Origin of the sequence: Kribbella kalugense (assembly GCF_004365875.1) — a bacterium.
Classification (GTDB): Bacteria; Actinomycetota; Actinomycetes; order Propionibacteriales; family Kribbellaceae; genus Kribbella; species Kribbella kalugense.
Genome location: NZ_SODF01000001.1, coordinates 1,733,208 through 1,749,370, shown reverse-complemented (window position 1 = coordinate 1,749,370; position 16,163 = coordinate 1,733,208). Strand labels below are relative to the sequence as shown.

Here is a 16,163-nt window from a genome sequence, read left to right as displayed (position 1 = left end):
TTACGCGACACTGATGTTGTGAAAACTTCCGCGACCACCCCTGCGCCGAGCGGCTCCGTGCCGTCCGGAGCCGGTGTGACGCGGGACGAGTCCACCCGGGACCGGGTGGCCCGGTCGATCCTGACCAACGGTCCGTCCAGCGCCGCCGTGCTCGCGGAGCGCCTGGAGCTGACCCCGGCAGCGGTCCGCCGGCACCTCGACCACCTGCTCGACGAGGGCCTGGTCGAGTCCCGCGAGGAGCGTGTCTACGGCCCCCGCGGCCGCGGCCGCCCCGCGAAGGTCTTCGTGCTGACCGACACCGGCCGGCACGCGTTCCACCAGGCGTACGACGACCTGGCGGCGACCGCGATCAGGTTCATCGCCGAAGCCGGCGGTGACGAGGCGGTCGGAGAGTTCGCCCGGCGCCGGTCCGCCGAGGTGGAGCGACGGTACCGGGAGCTGCTCGAAGCGGTTCCCGACCAGAAGAAGGCGGAGGTGCTCGCCCAGGCGCTCACCGCGGACGGGTACGCCGCGTCCACGGCGAAGGCCGCACATGGAGAGCAGCTCTGTCAGCACCACTGCCCGGTCGCCCATGTGGCCGAGCAGTTCCCCCAACTGTGCGAGGCCGAGACCGAGGTGTTCTCGAGACTCCTCGGCAAGCACGTGCAGCGACTGGCCACCATCGCCCACGGCGACGGTGTCTGTACGACGCATATCCCGGGTACCAACCCGGTTCCCCCTGTATCCGACGGCGAAGCTGCGAGGACTACACGATGACGCAAACCGCTCACCCCGAACTGGAAGGCCTCGGCAACTACCAGTACGGCTGGGCCGACTCCGACGCCGCCGGTGCGGTCGCCCAGCGCGGCATCAGCACCGACGTGGTGCGGGGCATCTCCGCGCTGAAGAACGAGCCGGAGTGGATGCTGGACCTGCGCCTGAAGGGCCTGAAGCTCTTCGACCGCAAGCCGATGCCGTCGTGGGGCGCCGACCTGTCCGGGATCGACTTCGACAACATCAAGTACTTCGTCCGGTCGACCGAGAAGCAGGCGACCAGCTGGGAAGAGCTGCCCGAGGACATCAAGAACACCTACGACAAGCTCGGCATCCCGGAGGCGGAGAAGCAGCGCCTGGTCGCCGGCGTCGCCGCGCAGTACGAGTCGGAGGTCGTCTACCACCAGATCCGTGAGGACCTGGAGGCGCAGGGCGTCATCTTCCTGGACACCGACACCGGCCTGAAGGAGCACCCGGAGATCTTCAAGGAGTACTTCGGCTCCGTGATCCCGGTCGGCGACAACAAGTTCGCCTCGCTGAACACCGCGGTCTGGTCCGGCGGCTCGTTCATCTACGTGCCCAAGGGCGTCAAGGTGGACATCCCGCTGCAGGCCTACTTCCGGATCAACACCGAGAACATGGGCCAGTTCGAGCGGACCCTGATCATCGTCGACGAGGACGCCTACGTGCACTACGTCGAGGGCTGCACGGCGCCGATCTACAAGTCGGACTCGCTGCACTCCGCGGTGGTCGAGATCATCGTGAAGAAGGGCGCCCGCTGCCGCTACACGACGATCCAGAACTGGTCGAACAACGTCTACAACCTGGTCACCAAGCGCGCCACCTGCGAAGAGGGCGCGACGATGGAGTGGATCGACGGCAACATCGGCTCCAAGGTGACGATGAAGTACCCGGCCGTCTACCTGATGGGTGAGCACGCCAAGGGCGAGACCCTGTCGGTCGCGTTCGCGGGCGAGGGCCAGCACCAGGACGCCGGCTCCAAGATGGTGCACAACGCGCCGTACACCTCCAGCTCGATCGTCTCGAAGTCCGTGGCCCGCGGTGGCGGCCGGACGTCGTACCGCGGTCTGGTCGAGGTGGCGCCGGGTTCGCACCACAGCAAGTCCACGGTCCGCTGTGACGCGCTGCTGGTCGACACGATCAGCCGTTCGGACACCTACCCGTACGTCGACGTCCGCGAGGACGACGTGGCGATGGGGCACGAGGCGACCGTGTCCAAGGTCAGCGACGACCAGCTCTTCTACCTGATGAGCCGGGGGATGGCCGAGGACGAGGCGATGGCGATGATCGTCCGCGGCTTCATCGAGCCGATCGCCCGCGAGCTCCCGATGGAGTACGCGCTGGAACTCAACCGGCTCATCGAGCTGCAGATGGAAGGGGCCGTCGGCTGATGTCGTCGTCTGACACCCTTGTTGCTACCGGCAACAAGGCGCACTCCCACGGGCCTGGTTCCCCGGTCCCGCTCCAGGCCCGCAGCGAGCGGCCGACGTCGTACGACGTGGCCGACTTCGCGGTGCCGAACGGACGCGAGGAGGAGTGGCGCTTCACCCCGGTCAAGCAGCTCAAGGCCTTGTTCGACGACGCGGCCGGCAGCGAGACCCCGAAGATCGACACCAGCGGTCCCGAGGGTGTCGTGTTCGAGACCGTCGCGGCCGACTCGCTCAAGGTCGGCAAGCCGCAGGACCGGTCCGCCGCCATCGCCTGGAACCACGCCGGCGAGGCGCTCGCGGTCCGGATCCCGGTCGAGGCCGAGCTGACCGAGGCCGTGCACGTGAACGTCGCGAGCCTCGGCGCCCGCGGCTTCAGCCACCTGATCGTGGACGCCGGCCGGCACAGCAAGGCGATCGTGATCATCGATCACACCGGCGCGGGTGAGCTCGGCAGCAACGTCGAGATCGTCGTCGGCGACGGCGCCGAGCTGCGCGTGGTCAGCATCCAGCAGGGCGACAACGAGTCGATCCACCTCGGTCAGCACGACGCGCTGGTCGGCCGGGACGCGAAGCTGCACCACGTCGTCGTGACGCTGGGCGGCAAGATCGTGCGGATCGCCACCAACGTCCGGTACGCCGGACCTGGCGGCGACGCCGAGCTCCTCGGTGTGTACTTCGCGGAGTCGGGTCAGCACCACGAGAACCGGCTGTTCGTCGACCACGAGGCCGTGCAGTGCAAGAGCAACGTGATCTACAAGGGTGCGCTGGCCGGTGACCACGCCCGCTCGGTCTGGATCGGCGACGTGCTGATCCGGGCGGCGGCCGAAGGCACCAGCACCTTCGAACTGAACCGGAACCTGGTCCTGACCGACGGCGCCCGCGCCGACTCGGTGCCGAACCTGGAGATCGAGACCGGTGAGATCGAGGGCGCGGGTCACGCGTCCGCGACCGGCCGGTTCGACGACGAGCAGCTGTTCTACCTGCAGGCCCGCGGCATTCCCGAGGACGCGGCCCGGCGGCTGGTGGTGTCCGGCTTCTTCAACGACATCATCGGCAAGATCGGCGTACCCGAGGTCACCGAGCACCTGCACGAGGTGATCGAAGAGAAGCTGGCCCGGACCGCGGAGTTGAGCGCGTCCGCCAAGGCGGTCACAGGCCAGTGAGCGACACGTTCGAGCGCGCCTGCGCCGCCGCCGACGTACCCGACGAGGGAGTGATCCCGGTCGAGGTCGGCGGCGTCGAGGTCGCGGTGGTGAAGAGCGAAGGGCAGTTCTTCGCGGTGCGGGACGAGTGTTCGCACGCGCAGATCCAGCTGTCCGAGGGTGACGTCGGCGAGTGCGAGATCGAGTGCTGGCTGCACGGCTCCCGCTTCGACCTGCGCACCGGTGAGCCGACCAGCTTGCCCGCGTACGACCCGGTGCCGATCTACCCGGTCCGGCTGGACGGCGACGACGTACTCGTCGACGTGAAGAACCCCCTGAACCAGAAATCCCTGTAGAAGCGACGGAGATAGAAGACCTCATGGCGACACTCGAGATCCGCGACCTGCACGTGTCGGTCGACACCGAGAACGGCCCGAAGGAGATCCTGCGCGGCGTCGACCTGACCATCGCCGGTGGCCAGACGCACGCGATCATGGGCCCGAACGGTTCCGGCAAGTCCACGCTGGCGTACTCGATCGCCGGCCACCCGAAGTACAACGTCACCAGCGGCACCGTCACCCTCGACGGCGAGGACGTGCTGGACATGAAGGTCGACGAGCGCGCCCGGGCCGGCCTGTTCCTGGCCATGCAGTACCCGGTCGAGGTGCCTGGCGTGACCGTGTCGAACTTCCTCCGCACCGCGAAGACCGCGATCGACGGCGAGGCGCCGAAGCTGCGGACCTGGGTCAAGGACGTCAACAAGGCGCTCGCCGACCTGGACATGGACCCCGACTTCGGTCAGCGCAACGTCAACGAGGGCTTCTCCGGTGGTGAGAAGAAGCGGCACGAGATCGTCCAGCTGGAGCTGCTCGACCCGAAGATCGCGATCCTCGACGAGACCGACTCCGGCCTCGACATCGACGCGCTGAAGATCGTCTCCACCGGCGTCAACCGGTTCGCGGAGAAGGGCGACAAGGGTGTTCTCTTGATCACCCACTACACCCGGATCCTGCGCTACATCACGCCGGACTTCGTGCACGTGTTCGTCGACGGCAGGGTTGCCGAAGAGGGCGGCCCGGAGCTGGCCGAGGAGCTCGAGGCCAACGGGTACGAGCGCTTCCTCAAGGCAGGCGCGAAGTGACCGACGCCCGGACATTCAGCAGTCCCTTGGACCTGCAGTCGGTCCGGGCGGACTTCCCGATCCTGTCCCGCGAGCTCGCGGGCGGATACCCGCTGGTCTACCTGGACTCGGCGAACTCCTCGCAGAAGCCGCTCCAGGTGGTCCAGGCGATCGAGGACCATTACCTCAAGCACAACGCGAACGTCGCCCGCGCCATGCACCAGCTCGGTGCCGAGGCAACGGCGGCGTACGAAGGCGGCCGGGACAAGGTCGCGGCCTTCATCGGCGCGCCGTCCCGGGACGAGATCGTCTTCACCAAGAACGCCTCCGAGGCGCTCAACCTGGCCGCGCACACACTCGGCGCCTCGCTGAAGCCGGGCGATGTCGTGGTGGTCTCCGAGATGGAGCACCACAGCAACATCGTCCCGTGGCAGCTCGCCTGTGAGCGGACCGGCGCGACGCTGAAGTGGTTCGGCGTGACCGAGGACGGCCGGCTCGATTTGTCGAACATCGACGAGCTGCTCACCGAGCAGACCAAGGTCGTCGCACTGACCTGGGTCTCGAACGCGCTCGGCACGATCAACCCGATCACGGACATCGCCGCCAAGGCGCACGCGGTCGGCGCGACCGTCGTCGTCGACGCGTCGCAGGCCGTCCCGCAGTTCCCGGTCGACGTCTCGACGCTCGGCGCGGATCTGCTGGCCTTCACCGGTCACAAGGTGGTCGGCCCGACCGGCATCGGCGTGCTCTGGGGCCGGTACGACCTGCTCGCCTCGCTGCCGCCGTTCCTCGGTGGCGGCGAGATGATCGAGATCGTCCGGATGACAGGTTCGACGTACGCCGCTCCGCCGGCCAGGTTCGAGGCCGGTACGCCGCCGATCGCGCAGGCCGTCGGTCTCGGTGCGGCTGTGGACTACCTGTCCGGGATCGGGATGGACAAGATCGCGGCGCACGAGCACGCGATCGTCGAGTACGCGCTCGAGGGGCTGAAGACGGTTCCAGGGCTGACGATCCTCGGGCCGACCGACGCGGAGAACCACGGCGGTGCGATCAGCTTCGCGCTGGACGGCGTACACCCCCACGACGTGTCGACGGTGCTGGACACCCGCGGCATCGCGGTCCGCGCCGGGCACCACTGCGCGCGTCCGGTGCACGAGCGGTTCGGAATGCAATCGTCGACCAGAGCGTCTTTCTACCTGTACACGACGCCCGAGGAGATCGACGCGCTCGTCGACGGCCTCGGATTCGTCCGGTCATACTTCAAGGTGGACTGATATGCAGCTGGACAGCCTCTACCAGGAGATCATCCTGGACCACTACCGCACCCCGCACCACGCGGGCCTCGCGGACCCGTACGACGTGGAGGTGCACCACGTGAACCCGTCCTGCGGGGACGAGGTCACGCTCCGGGTCGAGCTCGACGGCGACACCGTGACGGCGGTGACGCACCAGAGCGTCGGCTGCTCGATCAGCCAGGCGGCGACGTCGGTGATGTCGGACCTGGTCATCGGCAAGCCGGTGGCCGAGGGGATGGCGACGTACGAGAAGTTCCTCGAGCTGATGCAGGGCCGGGGAAACGTCGAGCCGGACGAAGAGGTGCTGGAGGACGGCGTGGCGTTCGCCGGCGTCGCCCAGTTCCCCGCCCGGGTGAAGTGTGCACTGCTGGGCTGGTCGGCGTGGCGGGATGCCACGGCACAGGCCCTCGCCGCCAACGAAGGAGCAAAGAATGCCTGACCAGACCGATGAGAAGATCGAGCTGCCCGAGGTCGACCTGGAGGCTGCTCAGGCCGGCACGACCCCGGCCAAGGTCGAGGACGTGACCGAGGCGCTGAAGGACGTCGTCGACCCCGAGCTCGGCATCAACGTGGTCGACCTGGGCCTGATCTACGGCATCACCGTCGACGACACCAGTACGGCGATCATCGACATGACGCTGACGTCCGCGGCCTGCCCGCTGACCGACGTGATCGAGGACCAGACCCGGATGGCGCTGGAGGGTCTCGTCAACGACTTCCGGATCAACTGGGTCTGGATGCCGCCGTGGGGTCCGGAGAAGATCACCGACGACGGCCGCGACCAGCTGCGCGCCCTCGGCTTCAACGTGTGAGTAGCCACAGCTCCGTCTGCTAGCATTGACAGCAGTAGATGGAAGGGGGTTGCTGATGGCTACGCTCACAGTACGGAACGTGCCTGAGGAGACACACCACGCGCTGAGAAGGCGCGCGGCTCAGCACAACCGGTCGATGGAAGCAGAGGCGCGTGCGATCCTCGAAGCCGCGGTCGACGTCCCGCCGAACTTCATCGAGGACTGGTTGGACTCCGCGGAGGACCTGCGCGGTGAAGCGCTGGAGCTCCCCGAGCGGACCGCACCCCGTGAGATCGGCCCGGCGTGATCGTTGCCGACACCAACGTTCTCTCCGAGCCGCTGAACAAGGCCCCTGATCAAGCGGTGGTCAGCTGGTTGCGAGACAACGGGCCGAACCTCGCCCTCACCACCATCACCGTGTCCGAGCTCTTGTACGGCGTGCAGCGGCTGCCCGTCGGTCGTCGCAGGACCGGTCTGGCGGCGGCCGTCGACAGGCTGATCGCATCGGCGCGGGAACGCCTCCTGGTCTATGACGAAGAGGCTGCCCGACTGCACGCGGACCTTCGTGTCGCACGGGAGGCGGAAGGAAGGGTGACATCGCTCGAAGACGGGATGATCGCCGCCATCGCCCTCGCGTACGGCGCTCAGGTCGCGACCCGGAACGTTGCGCACTTCGAAGGATTCGGGCTTGAGGTGGTGAATCCGTGGGAGATCCCTCCGGCTGTCTAGCTGTACTACCTTCGGCAATGTGACTCGTATCGTCTCCGTTTCGCCGGAGCGGTTGGACAGGTGGCTGACCGGCTTCGGTGAACGGCACGGTGACGTCGAATACAACGTGACGCCGACGAGCGTCACCTTGTCTGCCGATGACGGTTCCTCGGCCGTCGTCACCGTGCCGTTCGAGCCTCTCGCGGTGTTGACCCGCGAGGGGCTCGTCGCGCATGTGCTGGCCGATCGGCGTCTCGGCGTACTGCTGGTGCGGCGTGGCGGTTACGGGGCCGGAGTGTTTGCCGGCGGCAAGCTGGTGGACTCGAAGGTCGGGTCGCGGCATGTGCAGGGGACGACGAAGGCCGGCGGCTGGTCGCAGCAGCGGTTCGCTCGCCGGCGTGACAATCAGGCGCGGGAGGCGTTCGCCGCCGCGACCGAGGTCGCTGTCCGGATCCTCGCGCCGGCCAAGCTCGACGTACTCGTCTGCGGGGGAGACCGGCGGGCGATCGACACCGTGCTCGAGGATCCGCGGTTGAAAGAGTTGCCCGGACTCGTGCGGCCGCCGTTCCTCGGCGTACCGGATCCGAAGCAGAAGGTGCTCGAGCAGGCCGGCATTGATGCGCGCGCGATCCGCATCGAGGTTGATCAGGTGTAGCTGTCCCGGACCACGAGCAGGCGGTCCAACCGGAAGCGACCCGGGTCGAGCTCGCGTTCGGCGCGGCCGGCGTCCGTCCAGAACGCCTCGTCCGGGACGGTGTCCTGGCTCGGCGGGATGAACTTGAGGACCTCCTCGACCGCCTGCCGGGCGAGTGCCATCGCGGTCAGCGCTCCCTCGGACCGGTCGTTCACCGCGACCTCGCCGGCGATCCGGTCGGCGACCGCGAGCCACTGCCCGGCGTCGATCAACTCGGACGGTTCCGGTCCGCCGAAGGTGTCGCGGATGGCGTGCTCCGGCGGCGAGAAGGTGTACTCACGCTGCGCGCCACAGCCCACGCATTCGCCTGTGTAGGTGAAGGCCTCCTCCTGCCAGTCCGCTTGATCTGATCCGCAGTCCGGGCACGGGATGAGGTCGAGGTAGAGCGAGACCTCGGTCGATGTCCGGGCGATCGCGTACGGCGGGTCGTAGGTACTCAATCGATCGTCATCCCCGTCCCGGGATTGGACATCGTCGTTCGGTGCGGTGGTACGCGAGCGGTCTCTTCCTCGGTCCGGGTACGGCGGATCCGCGAGTCGGTCTCGGCGAGCACCGACGCGGCGATGCCGTGCTGTTGGAGTGCGTCGACGACCGTTCCGGTGAACGGGCCTGACTGCGAGGCGTACAGCTCGCGGAGATCGACCCGGCCTTCGGCCAGTTGCGCGAGCCGCGGGTGCAGCGTCGCGAACGCAGCCCCGAAGCCGTCTCCGCCGGTCATCGTGCCGTCGGGATTGGCGACGTACACCTCCCTCTTGCGGCCCGGTTCGCGGACCGTGAGCCGCACCTTCACGCCGTCCTGGCGGGCCCGGTCGAGAGCGTCGACCATCGGCTGGTACGGGTGCTGCTCGTCGGCCACCACCTGCATCGCCACGGTCCGGACCCGGGCCGGCCGCGGCTGCTGCGCCGGATCCCAGCCGGCCAGCGCAGGTTCGCCGGCCTCCATCCGGGCCCGCATCGCGTCGTACTCGTGCCGGAACATCGTCAGGTACGCCTCGCCGGACGCCGCGCGGTGCACCGAGTCGGAGCGCTCGACCCGCGGACGGTTGTTCCGGCTGATCCGGCGGCGTTCGAAGTCCAGGTGGTAGTCGACGCTCACCTTGACCGTGACGACCTGCCCGGACTCGTAGGCGCCGGTCTCGTGACGGGCGCCGACCGTACCGGTGTCCTGCTCGCTGACCCGGCGGCCGGTGGTCAGGCTCGACGTGAGTTCGCCGCCGGGCGTGGTGCCTCCGATGGTCCGCGATCCGGGGAGTAGCCGGTTGCTCCGCGCGGTCAGGTTGCTGACGCGCAGCTCACGGGAGTTCTCGCCCAATTGGGTGGTCGACTCCGGGTCTGGGTCCGAGACGAGCTCGACGCCCGAGACCTCCGCGCGGACCCGGACCGCGACCACCCGCGAGCTCTGCCCGGGAATGGCGAGCGGGACGAGTTCGTACCCCGACGGCCCGGCCATCTCCTGGAACGCGACCATCCGGTTGCTCGCGCCGAGCAGGGACTCCAGCGTGGTCTGATGCAGCCGGACACCGGCCTCCCGGAGCATGTCGGCGCGGCCGAGACGGGCGCAGGCGGCGTCGAACAGGGTGTTCTCCTCCGCCTCACCGGTCCGGTAGGGGACCGTGCCCTCGACGAGGTAGTTGTCCGGCAACGTCGCTCGCCGATGATCGGAGACCCCCATGGGGTCCGGGGCCGAGTCGAGTACTGCCGCCGGGACCGAGAGACTCAGCCGTCCGGAGGCCTCCCGGCGGGTCGTCGATCGCCCGGCGGCACCAGGTGTTGCCGAGTCCTCGACCTCGATCACAACCTCGTAGTCCCGCTCGACGCGGGCCGTCGTGATCGACAGGCCGGTACTGATGCGGGTGTTGAGCTCGCTGCTCGACGCGGTGGTCGACGTACCGAGCTCCGCGCCCACTGCGGCGTTGCCGGCGACGCCGTCCGAGCCGTCTACGCCTAACGTTCCGTCGTACGCCGTGCCTTCGGTGACGCTGCGGTTGCGTTCCCGCATGTTCCACAACTGGATCAGGCCGAAGCCGTTGCCGGTCTGCCCCTCGGTCCCGCCGGCCTCGGTGGTCACCGGCCCGGTGAACCTGAGCTTGATCCGGACCCGGATGTTGCGCTCGCCCGCACCGTCGCGGACCGGGAGCTCACGCACGAAGCCGCGCGGGTCGAGCATGTCGTCCAGCTGATTCCGCCAGCGGTCACCGGCCAGGTCACCGCGCAGCGCACTGGTCAGGACCGGGTCGTCCAGCGCCCACGGCGAATGCTCCTCGACGGCGGCGCACACCTCACGGAACAGGTCGCTGTCGTTGCCGTCATGGTCCTGCAGCGAGGACCGCTCGACCTGCGCGCCACCCATGAGCCGCTCGTAGTGACGCGGTGGCCGGACTTCGACCCGCTGCCGGGCGAGCTCCTCGGCGTCGACCAATACGGCGTCGATACGCTGATCTGGCGGCCCGGCGAGACCCGTTACCTCGCGGACCTTGTCGATCAGCCGCTGGTCGGTGTGCTCCACGGCCAGACCGTCGGCCCCGGCCTTCTCGATCAGGTAGCGCCGTACCAGCGCGGTCGTGGTGCGGCGCGGGAGGTCGAGGTTCCCGTCGAGCAGTCGCTCGACGGCATCGGAGACCTGATACAGCGGAAGGTCCAACTTGTTCTGCCCGTACGACTGCAGCGCGTCGCGTTCGGGCAGCGTGAGTACGACGGCTCCCGTCTCCAGCGGGATGACGCGCGGGTTGGCACCGCCGGACCGGAGCTGCGCCTCGAGGACGAGATCGCCCCAGAACTCGTAGTGCCGCCCGTCGCGCATCAGCGTCCGCTCTACACCTGTCGTGGCCGACTCGGACCCGGCCGAGGAGACGGTGGTCGTCCGGCTCAGGCCTCCCGCCAGGCCGAGCGAGCGTCCGTCGGCCGCCACGCGACCGATGCCGCCGTCGACGCCGGCCGTCGCGCCGCTGGAGACACCCGAGGTACTCGCGGTGCTCGCCAAGGTCACGTGGAGCTCGGCCAGGATCGGGCTCCCGTCGCCGACGAACTTGAGGTTCTCGACGCGGGTGGTGACGCTCAACGTGGTCCGGCGTGGGCTGAGTCCGCGCCGCCGTACTGCCTCCAGCGGGTCGGAGGGCGCCGGGCTCACGGCCAGCCCGGTGCGGTACTCGGTGCTGAGCAGTTCGGGCCGGGAGATCAGGTTCCGTGGGGCGAGGAAGGCGCCGAGGTGGTGCAGCGCGGAGCTGTCGCCGCGCCCGAGCTCCGGCGCGGCCTCGGTCAGCCGGCGGATCGGGTCGCGCGCGTCGACGTGCTGGATGGTCGCGGTCTGCAGCAGACCGATGTCGACCCGGCCGGGTACGGCGGGTGAGGGCGGCTCGACCTCGGCGCAGAACTCGCTGTCGAGGCAGACCCGGGCGCTGCCCTCCGCCGAGACCAGCGGCACCGATCCACCCTCGTCGGTGATCTCGCTGATCCTGATCGTGTGCGGTACGTCGAACACCGAGACCTGCGAACTCGACTCGGAAACGGTCATCCGGTACACGCCCCGGCTGGACGACCACCCGAGGATCCGGCCCAGTGACGAGCGGCCGAGCGAGATCCCGGCCTTCGGCGTGGCTCCGGACTGTCCGGGGGAGGGCTGGTTGCTCAGCCCGAGCCGGGCCGACCACGGCACGCTCTTCGACCGGCTGCTGGACCGGCCCGACGTACTCACACCGATGTCCACGTTGACGACCATGTCGTCGTCGGCGACACCGATCGGCGTCGCGCGGTCGAAGTGCTGCTCGATTTCGATCCGGTAGGAGCGCACCCGTGGCGAGTGGCCGGTCCGGTGATCGGTGAGCTGGAAGGTCAGCCCGCCCTGCGCGGCGTGGTCGTACCCGGTTTCCAAGCGGTGCTTGGCGAGTTGCTGGCACGCACGTTCCCAGTTCTCCGGGCGGCTGAGCTGGGCGGCCGGGTCCTCATCGGCCAGGCCGGCCGGGATCGGCTGGCCGTGATCGTCGAGCGGAGGAATCATCGACTCGTCGTCGAGGTGCGCGAGGAAGCCTTCCAGGGCTTCGTCGGCGCCGGTGAGCTCCCGGATCATCGCCGGCCCGGCGCCACGCAGCTGACCGGGTCCGTTGCCGAGCCACACCGGCAGCCGCAGCGGATTCTCGACCGGATGCGGGTCTCCACGCAGCAGCAACCGGCCGTCGGTGCCGTGGCGTAGCTTGTCGTTCTCGTCGCGGACGAGAGCCGCGGCAGGTACCGGAAGCCCGTACCGGAACGCGTCCCGCTCCGCCATCCGCAGGCAGGCGTCACCCTCGCCCTCGGTCGTGAACGATTCCGCACGGTCGAGCCGGTGCACCGTGACCTTGTGCCGCAACCCCAGCTTCACACCGACGGTCGGCGCGACCCGCTGGGTGCTCCAGCGGCTGCCGAGGTCGGCCGTCGACGCGGTGTCCTCCTGGCCGGTGCTTCGTCCCGCGCGGAGTCCCGGGGCGAGATCGGCGGTGGTCGGTCCGACGTCGGAGAGCGCCGTACCGCCGATCGCAGCCGTCGCAGTGACTGTCCGGGAGGAGCTGAACCCCTGACTGCCGGAGGTGCCCGAGTTGCCGACGCGCCATACCTCGAGCTTGTGGTCGGGTGAGCTGTCGCTGATCAGCTCCGCCGACTCCAGGTCGGCCACGGTCTCCAGCTGCGCCCAGGCCACCGGCCGGCCGCCGTTCGTGATCAGTCTCCAGACACCGCCGGGCCTGGTGGTCTCGTCCAGCCGGATCATCGCGTCCTCGGCGACCAGACTGCGCACCCGGTCGTGACCGACCCGGTCGAGGGATCCGAGCCGTCGCCGCAGCTCGGCGACCGTCCGGTCGCACAACTCGTCGAGACCGTCGACCCGGGTGGCCATGTGCTCGGGCATGGCGGTACTACGTTCGGCCGACAGCCCGAGCGTCTCCAGATCGGTCTGGTTCGTGGGCGGCGGGACCGTGTAGGTGTGGATGTACCCGAGGTCGAGCGTGGCGTTGTCGTGGTCCGCGCCGGAGTCGACGACGTGAGCGGCGGACCAGTCGGCGGTCGCCGACTCCCGGATCCGCCAGGTCCACCGCGGCCGCGCTGACCGGTACCGCAGGAACTCCCCGCGGAGCGCCTCGACCGCACCGCTCTGCGCGAACTCGGTCGCCCCGCCGGCGACCGTCAGACCGTGCCCGGTGGAGACCTCGGCTCCGGGCGAGACGATCCGGGCAGCGGCCTTCAGCATGCTGGAGTCCGGCAATGCCCGGGTCACGACGCGGAGGTTGGCCCCGAGCGTCTTGTCGGAGTACTCATTGGCGGCGGTGGCGACGTTGAAGCCGCCCTGGACCACCTGTCCGACCTGGGCCTCGTCGAGGTTGATCGGACTGTCCAGCAGCTCCTGCAGCTCGCCGGGATCGAGCTTCAGGTGGAGCTGGACGAGGTCGTCGACGTCGGCGCGGGGGTTGTTGCCGATCGTCAGCACGAAGCCGTCCGGTGACAGAATCCGCCGGCTCTCCGCGCGCAGTGTCCGGTGCAGGACGTCCGGGGTGAAGCGGTACGTCGCGTTGCGCTCCGCGAGAGCCTGGTTGAGCTCCTGGCAGAGCGTCGTGAGGTGGGGGAGCCGCCCGGACGGGAGGCCGTTGTGCTGCACGTCCGCCGAAGGCAGCGTGGCCGCGCTGGCCGCCTCATACGCCAGCACCTGGTCTGCGGCTGCCTGCACTGCATCCAGCGATATGTCCGGCGCCGCGAGCAGGGCTCGGTAGGCATCGGCGGCGGCACGCGCCTGGTCTGCGGCGGCAGTGCAGTCCACCGCGATCTCGGTGTGCCGGTCGGCGCTCCGGAGTCTGGCGATCGCTCGAGTGCGGAGCCGGCGGGCCCGCTCGCTCGCGGACGCGTCCTGTGCGGAACTCTGCTGGTCGGCCTCCTCGAACAGGTCAGCCGCCTGCTCACCGGCCAGATCCGCGCTCTCGGTCCGCACCTCGGCCCGGTGCTCGTGGTCAGCCGCCGCAGCGTCGAGGTCGGCGATCTGACGGAGTACGTGGGCCTCGAAGCGGTCTCGCGGCGTCGTCGCCGGAGTCGGCTGATCCGGTACGACGACCTGCAGCCCGGCGGCCGGGACAGTCGGGGCCGGGTGCCCGCCACGCCGGATCGCCCACGACAGCTTCGTCAGGTCGCGCTCGACGTCACCGAGCGGCCGAACGCCGGCACCGTCGCGAGTGTCCTGCCATTCCGCGCTCAGCTGCCGGAACTCGTCGTACTGCGCCTCTGCCCGGCGGTCACCTTGCTCCGCGTAGGCCCGCATCCCTGCACGGGTGTCCCGCACGATCTCGCGGATCCAGCCGAAGAACCCGGTCCGAGCAGCACTGTCACGCCGAGCACCATCGCCGGCGCGGTGGTTGCTGCCGACTGGGCGGCGTGGGCGGTCAGGTGCTCGCAGCGACGGCGGCGGGGGAGTCTGCGGCCGCAGCAGGCGCTCCGCGTCGCGGTTCATGGACCGTGCCGCGGTGATCAGGTCCGCCGCGAGCGGCCGACCTGTGGTGCGGCGCCGGGCACGCACGTTGGTCAGTCGCCGTAGGTCGGCATCGGTGGCCAGCTCGTTGCCGTCCAGCACGTCCTGGAGCAGGGCCTGGGTCTCGGCCCGCTGCGTCGCGGGCAGGCCAGGCAGGTCCAGCAGGGTGTCCAGCGCGCGGGTCGCGCCATCGGCCCGGGACCCGCCGCGGGCTCGATCGAGCTCGGCGCCGACGAACGCCAGCGCCTCGGCGAACAGCCGGTCGTCGGTGACATCGGTGTCGGCCCGCCGGGTCAGCCGGCGTACCAGCCTCCGCAGCACCTTCGCGGCCAGCCGGTCGCGCGAGTGCCGGAGCCGGAGGGTGCCGTCACGAAGGGCGATCGCCTCCGGCGCCACCACGCCGAACGCCAGCCCGAGCGCTCGGCGAGCGCGGTCGCGTGGGCCGCCCTCCGTGGTCACCGCAGTCGTCAATCCAGCTCTCCCCGTTCAGCGCCGGGTGCCTTCGGGCACTGGCCGTGATCGGGGAGAGTAGCAACCGGATGTTCAACTTTTCGCCATGTTTCTCGGCAGTAGAGTAACTATCTTCCGGTGGCCTTTGTCACATCATGAATTCCTGTACAGCGCGCGGAAGTCTTCGAGCGTGCCGCGGTAGTACTCCAGGTCGTCGTACAGCTTGGCGCGGCTGACCAGATGCGGGTGCCGGGCCTTGGCCTGTTTGCCGTACTCGGTCCAGATTTCCGCGTCCGGCACCTCGTCGGCGCCGTCCGGCAGGAACTTGATCGCCTCGGAGACGGCGTCGGCGGCGAACTCCCAGTTCAGCTCGACCGGGGAGCGATCCTGCCCGGGTGCGCCGGTGTAGGCCAGGTCGGCGTCCAGTGCGCGCCGGGCGAAGGTCGCGGAGACGATCGCCCACTGCGCCGCGTCGATCAGCCGCGACTTCCCCAGCCCGAACCAGGCGCCGACCGTGGTGGCGGCGCGCTCGGAGGCGTACGGGATGACGATGTCACCGGCCTGCGACGCGAACGTCCAGGCCTCCGGGCCTTCGGTCACGTTCACCCCCGGCTGCGGCCCCGGCGCCGGGACGGCCGGCAGGTCCGGGTCCGCGGCGGTCACCAGGCCCACGTAGACCTGGGCCTCGGTCAGGGTCCTCGCGGTCAGCATCGGTTATCTCGCTCCTGTGTCCCTGAGTTCCCAGCCCAGCTCGTGATAGGTGTCGCGGGCGATCAGCAACCGCTCCAGCCGGAACCGCCCGGGCTCCGCCTCGCGGACCGCTTGCCCTTCCGGCGTCCAGAACTCGTCCTCCGGTACGGCGTCCGCGCCGGCCGGCACGAACTTGATCACCTCGGCGACCGCCGCCTGCGCGACGGCCAGCACCTTACCGGCCTCGGCGGGATCGGTGGGGACCACCGCGGCGGCACTGTCGGCCACTTGCAGCCACTGGCCGGCGTCCAGCAGCTCGGACGGTTCCGGACCGCCGAACGTCGGCCACCCCTGCACCGGGGTCTCGCTGGCCGGCAGACCGAACAGGTACTCGCGTTCCGCGCCGCAGCCCGGGCAGGTCGCGGAGTAGCTGCTGGCGAGCTCACCGTCGACCGAGACCAGTGCCTGCTGCCAGGGCGCGTCGAGAGACCCGCAGTCCGGGCAGGGATGCAGCTCGAGGTACAGCTGCGCCTCGTCCCGGGTCCGCGCCACCGCGAATGCCATACCGCCCCTCTCGTGCCAGCTCGTGGT

General features: G+C 69.5%; 15 protein-coding genes. 11 read left to right on the top strand and 4 right to left on the bottom strand.

The window, feature by feature from the left end; genetic code table 11:
* The first annotated feature begins 18 nt into the window (after positions 1–18).
* From EV650_RS08225 to EV650_RS08175, 11 genes are read left to right on the top strand one after another with little or no spacing between them, the layout of a single operon-like run.
* Positions 19–756 carry a helix-turn-helix transcriptional regulator gene (locus tag EV650_RS08225; RefSeq protein WP_439648763.1) on the top strand — a complete coding sequence of 246 codons (738 nt, stop codon included), beginning with the start codon at positions 19–21 and terminating at the stop codon, positions 754–756.
* On the top strand, positions 753–2,165 hold the full coding sequence (gene sufB / locus EV650_RS08220; RefSeq protein WP_134116932.1) for a Fe-S cluster assembly protein SufB: 1,413 nt from the start codon (positions 753–755) through the stop codon (positions 2,163–2,165). Before EV650_RS08225 ends, sufB begins: the two co-directional genes overlap by 4 nt.
* Positions 2,165–3,367 (top strand): Fe-S cluster assembly protein SufD, encoded by a 1,203-nt coding sequence (gene sufD / locus EV650_RS08215; RefSeq protein WP_134116930.1) that lies wholly within the window; start codon positions 2,165–2,167, stop codon positions 3,365–3,367. Before sufB ends, sufD begins: the two co-directional genes overlap by 1 nt.
* A complete protein-coding gene (locus EV650_RS08210) occupies positions 3,364–3,702 on the top strand; it encodes a non-heme iron oxygenase ferredoxin subunit (RefSeq protein ID WP_134116928.1) in 339 nt (112 codons plus the stop codon). The genes sufD and EV650_RS08210 overlap by 4 nt, the downstream gene beginning before the upstream one ends.
* 23 nt (positions 3,703–3,725) lie before the next feature.
* Positions 3,726–4,487 (top strand): Fe-S cluster assembly ATPase SufC, encoded by a 762-nt coding sequence (sufC, locus tag EV650_RS08205; protein WP_134116926.1) that lies wholly within the window; start codon positions 3,726–3,728, stop codon positions 4,485–4,487.
* Complete coding sequence (locus EV650_RS08200; RefSeq protein ID WP_134116923.1) at positions 4,484–5,740, top strand: cysteine desulfurase; 1,257 nt, start codon at positions 4,484–4,486, stop codon at positions 5,738–5,740. Before sufC ends, EV650_RS08200 begins: the two co-directional genes overlap by 4 nt.
* Position 5,741: 1 nt before the next feature.
* On the top strand, positions 5,742–6,200 hold the full coding sequence (sufU, locus tag EV650_RS08195) for a Fe-S cluster assembly sulfur transfer protein SufU (protein ID WP_134116921.1): 459 nt from the start codon (positions 5,742–5,744) through the stop codon (positions 6,198–6,200).
* On the top strand, positions 6,193–6,573 hold the full coding sequence (locus EV650_RS08190; protein WP_134116919.1) for a metal-sulfur cluster assembly factor: 381 nt from the start codon (positions 6,193–6,195) through the stop codon (positions 6,571–6,573). Before sufU ends, EV650_RS08190 begins: the two co-directional genes overlap by 8 nt.
* 55 nt (positions 6,574–6,628) lie before the next feature.
* A complete protein-coding gene (locus EV650_RS08185; RefSeq protein ID WP_134116917.1) occupies positions 6,629–6,859 on the top strand; it encodes a FitA-like ribbon-helix-helix domain-containing protein in 231 nt (76 codons plus the stop codon).
* Positions 6,856–7,281, top strand: a complete 426-nt coding sequence (locus EV650_RS08180; protein ID WP_134116915.1) for a type II toxin-antitoxin system VapC family toxin — start codon at positions 6,856–6,858, stop codon at positions 7,279–7,281. Before EV650_RS08185 ends, EV650_RS08180 begins: the two co-directional genes overlap by 4 nt.
* A 19-nt stretch (positions 7,282–7,300) precedes the next feature.
* Positions 7,301–7,915, top strand: a complete 615-nt coding sequence (locus EV650_RS08175; protein WP_166678059.1) for an acVLRF1 family peptidyl-tRNA hydrolase — start codon at positions 7,301–7,303, stop codon at positions 7,913–7,915.
* Here the strand turns inward: EV650_RS08175 and EV650_RS08170 are convergent.
* From EV650_RS08170 to EV650_RS08155, 4 genes are all read right to left on the bottom strand, one after another.
* A complete protein-coding gene (locus tag EV650_RS08170; RefSeq protein WP_134116913.1) occupies positions 7,906–8,394 on the bottom strand; it encodes a hypothetical protein in 489 nt (162 codons plus the stop codon). The genes EV650_RS08175 and EV650_RS08170 overlap by 10 nt on opposite strands.
* Positions 8,391–14,903 carry a hypothetical protein gene (locus EV650_RS08165; protein WP_134116911.1) on the bottom strand — a complete coding sequence of 2,171 codons (6,513 nt, stop codon included), beginning with the start codon at positions 14,901–14,903 and terminating at the stop codon, positions 8,391–8,393. Before EV650_RS08165 ends, EV650_RS08170 begins: the two co-directional genes overlap by 4 nt.
* 132 nt (positions 14,904–15,035) lie before the next feature.
* Positions 15,036–15,593 carry a hypothetical protein gene (locus EV650_RS08160; protein ID WP_134116909.1) on the bottom strand — a complete coding sequence of 186 codons (558 nt, stop codon included), beginning with the start codon at positions 15,591–15,593 and terminating at the stop codon, positions 15,036–15,038.
* A gap of 3 nt (positions 15,594–15,596) precedes the next feature.
* Positions 15,597–16,136 carry a hypothetical protein gene (locus EV650_RS08155; protein WP_134116907.1) on the bottom strand — a complete coding sequence of 180 codons (540 nt, stop codon included), beginning with the start codon at positions 16,134–16,136 and terminating at the stop codon, positions 15,597–15,599.
* Between the last annotated feature and the right edge of the window lie 27 nt (positions 16,137–16,163).

Excerpts from the sequence above, each read along its gene's own strand:
- sufD (WP_134116930.1), top strand. The coding sequence starts at position 2,165 with ATGTCGTCGTCTGACACCCTTGTTGCTACCGGCAACAAGGCGCACTCC.
- EV650_RS08160 (WP_134116909.1), bottom strand. The coding sequence starts at position 15,593 with ATGCTGACCGCGAGGACCCTGACCGAGGCCCAGGTCTACGTGGGCCTG.
- sufC (WP_134116926.1), top strand. The coding sequence starts at position 3,726 with ATGGCGACACTCGAGATCCGCGACCTGCACGTGTCGGTCGACACCGAG.
- EV650_RS08190 (WP_134116919.1), top strand. The coding sequence starts at position 6,193 with ATGCCTGACCAGACCGATGAGAAGATCGAGCTGCCCGAGGTCGACCTG.
- EV650_RS08155 (WP_134116907.1), bottom strand. The coding sequence starts at position 16,136 with ATGGCATTCGCGGTGGCGCGGACCCGGGACGAGGCGCAGCTGTACCTC.
- EV650_RS08185 (WP_134116917.1), top strand. The coding sequence starts at position 6,629 with ATGGCTACGCTCACAGTACGGAACGTGCCTGAGGAGACACACCACGCG.
- sufB (WP_134116932.1), top strand. The coding sequence starts at position 753 with ATGACGCAAACCGCTCACCCCGAACTGGAAGGCCTCGGCAACTACCAG.
- sufU (WP_134116921.1), top strand. The coding sequence starts at position 5,742 with ATGCAGCTGGACAGCCTCTACCAGGAGATCATCCTGGACCACTACCGC.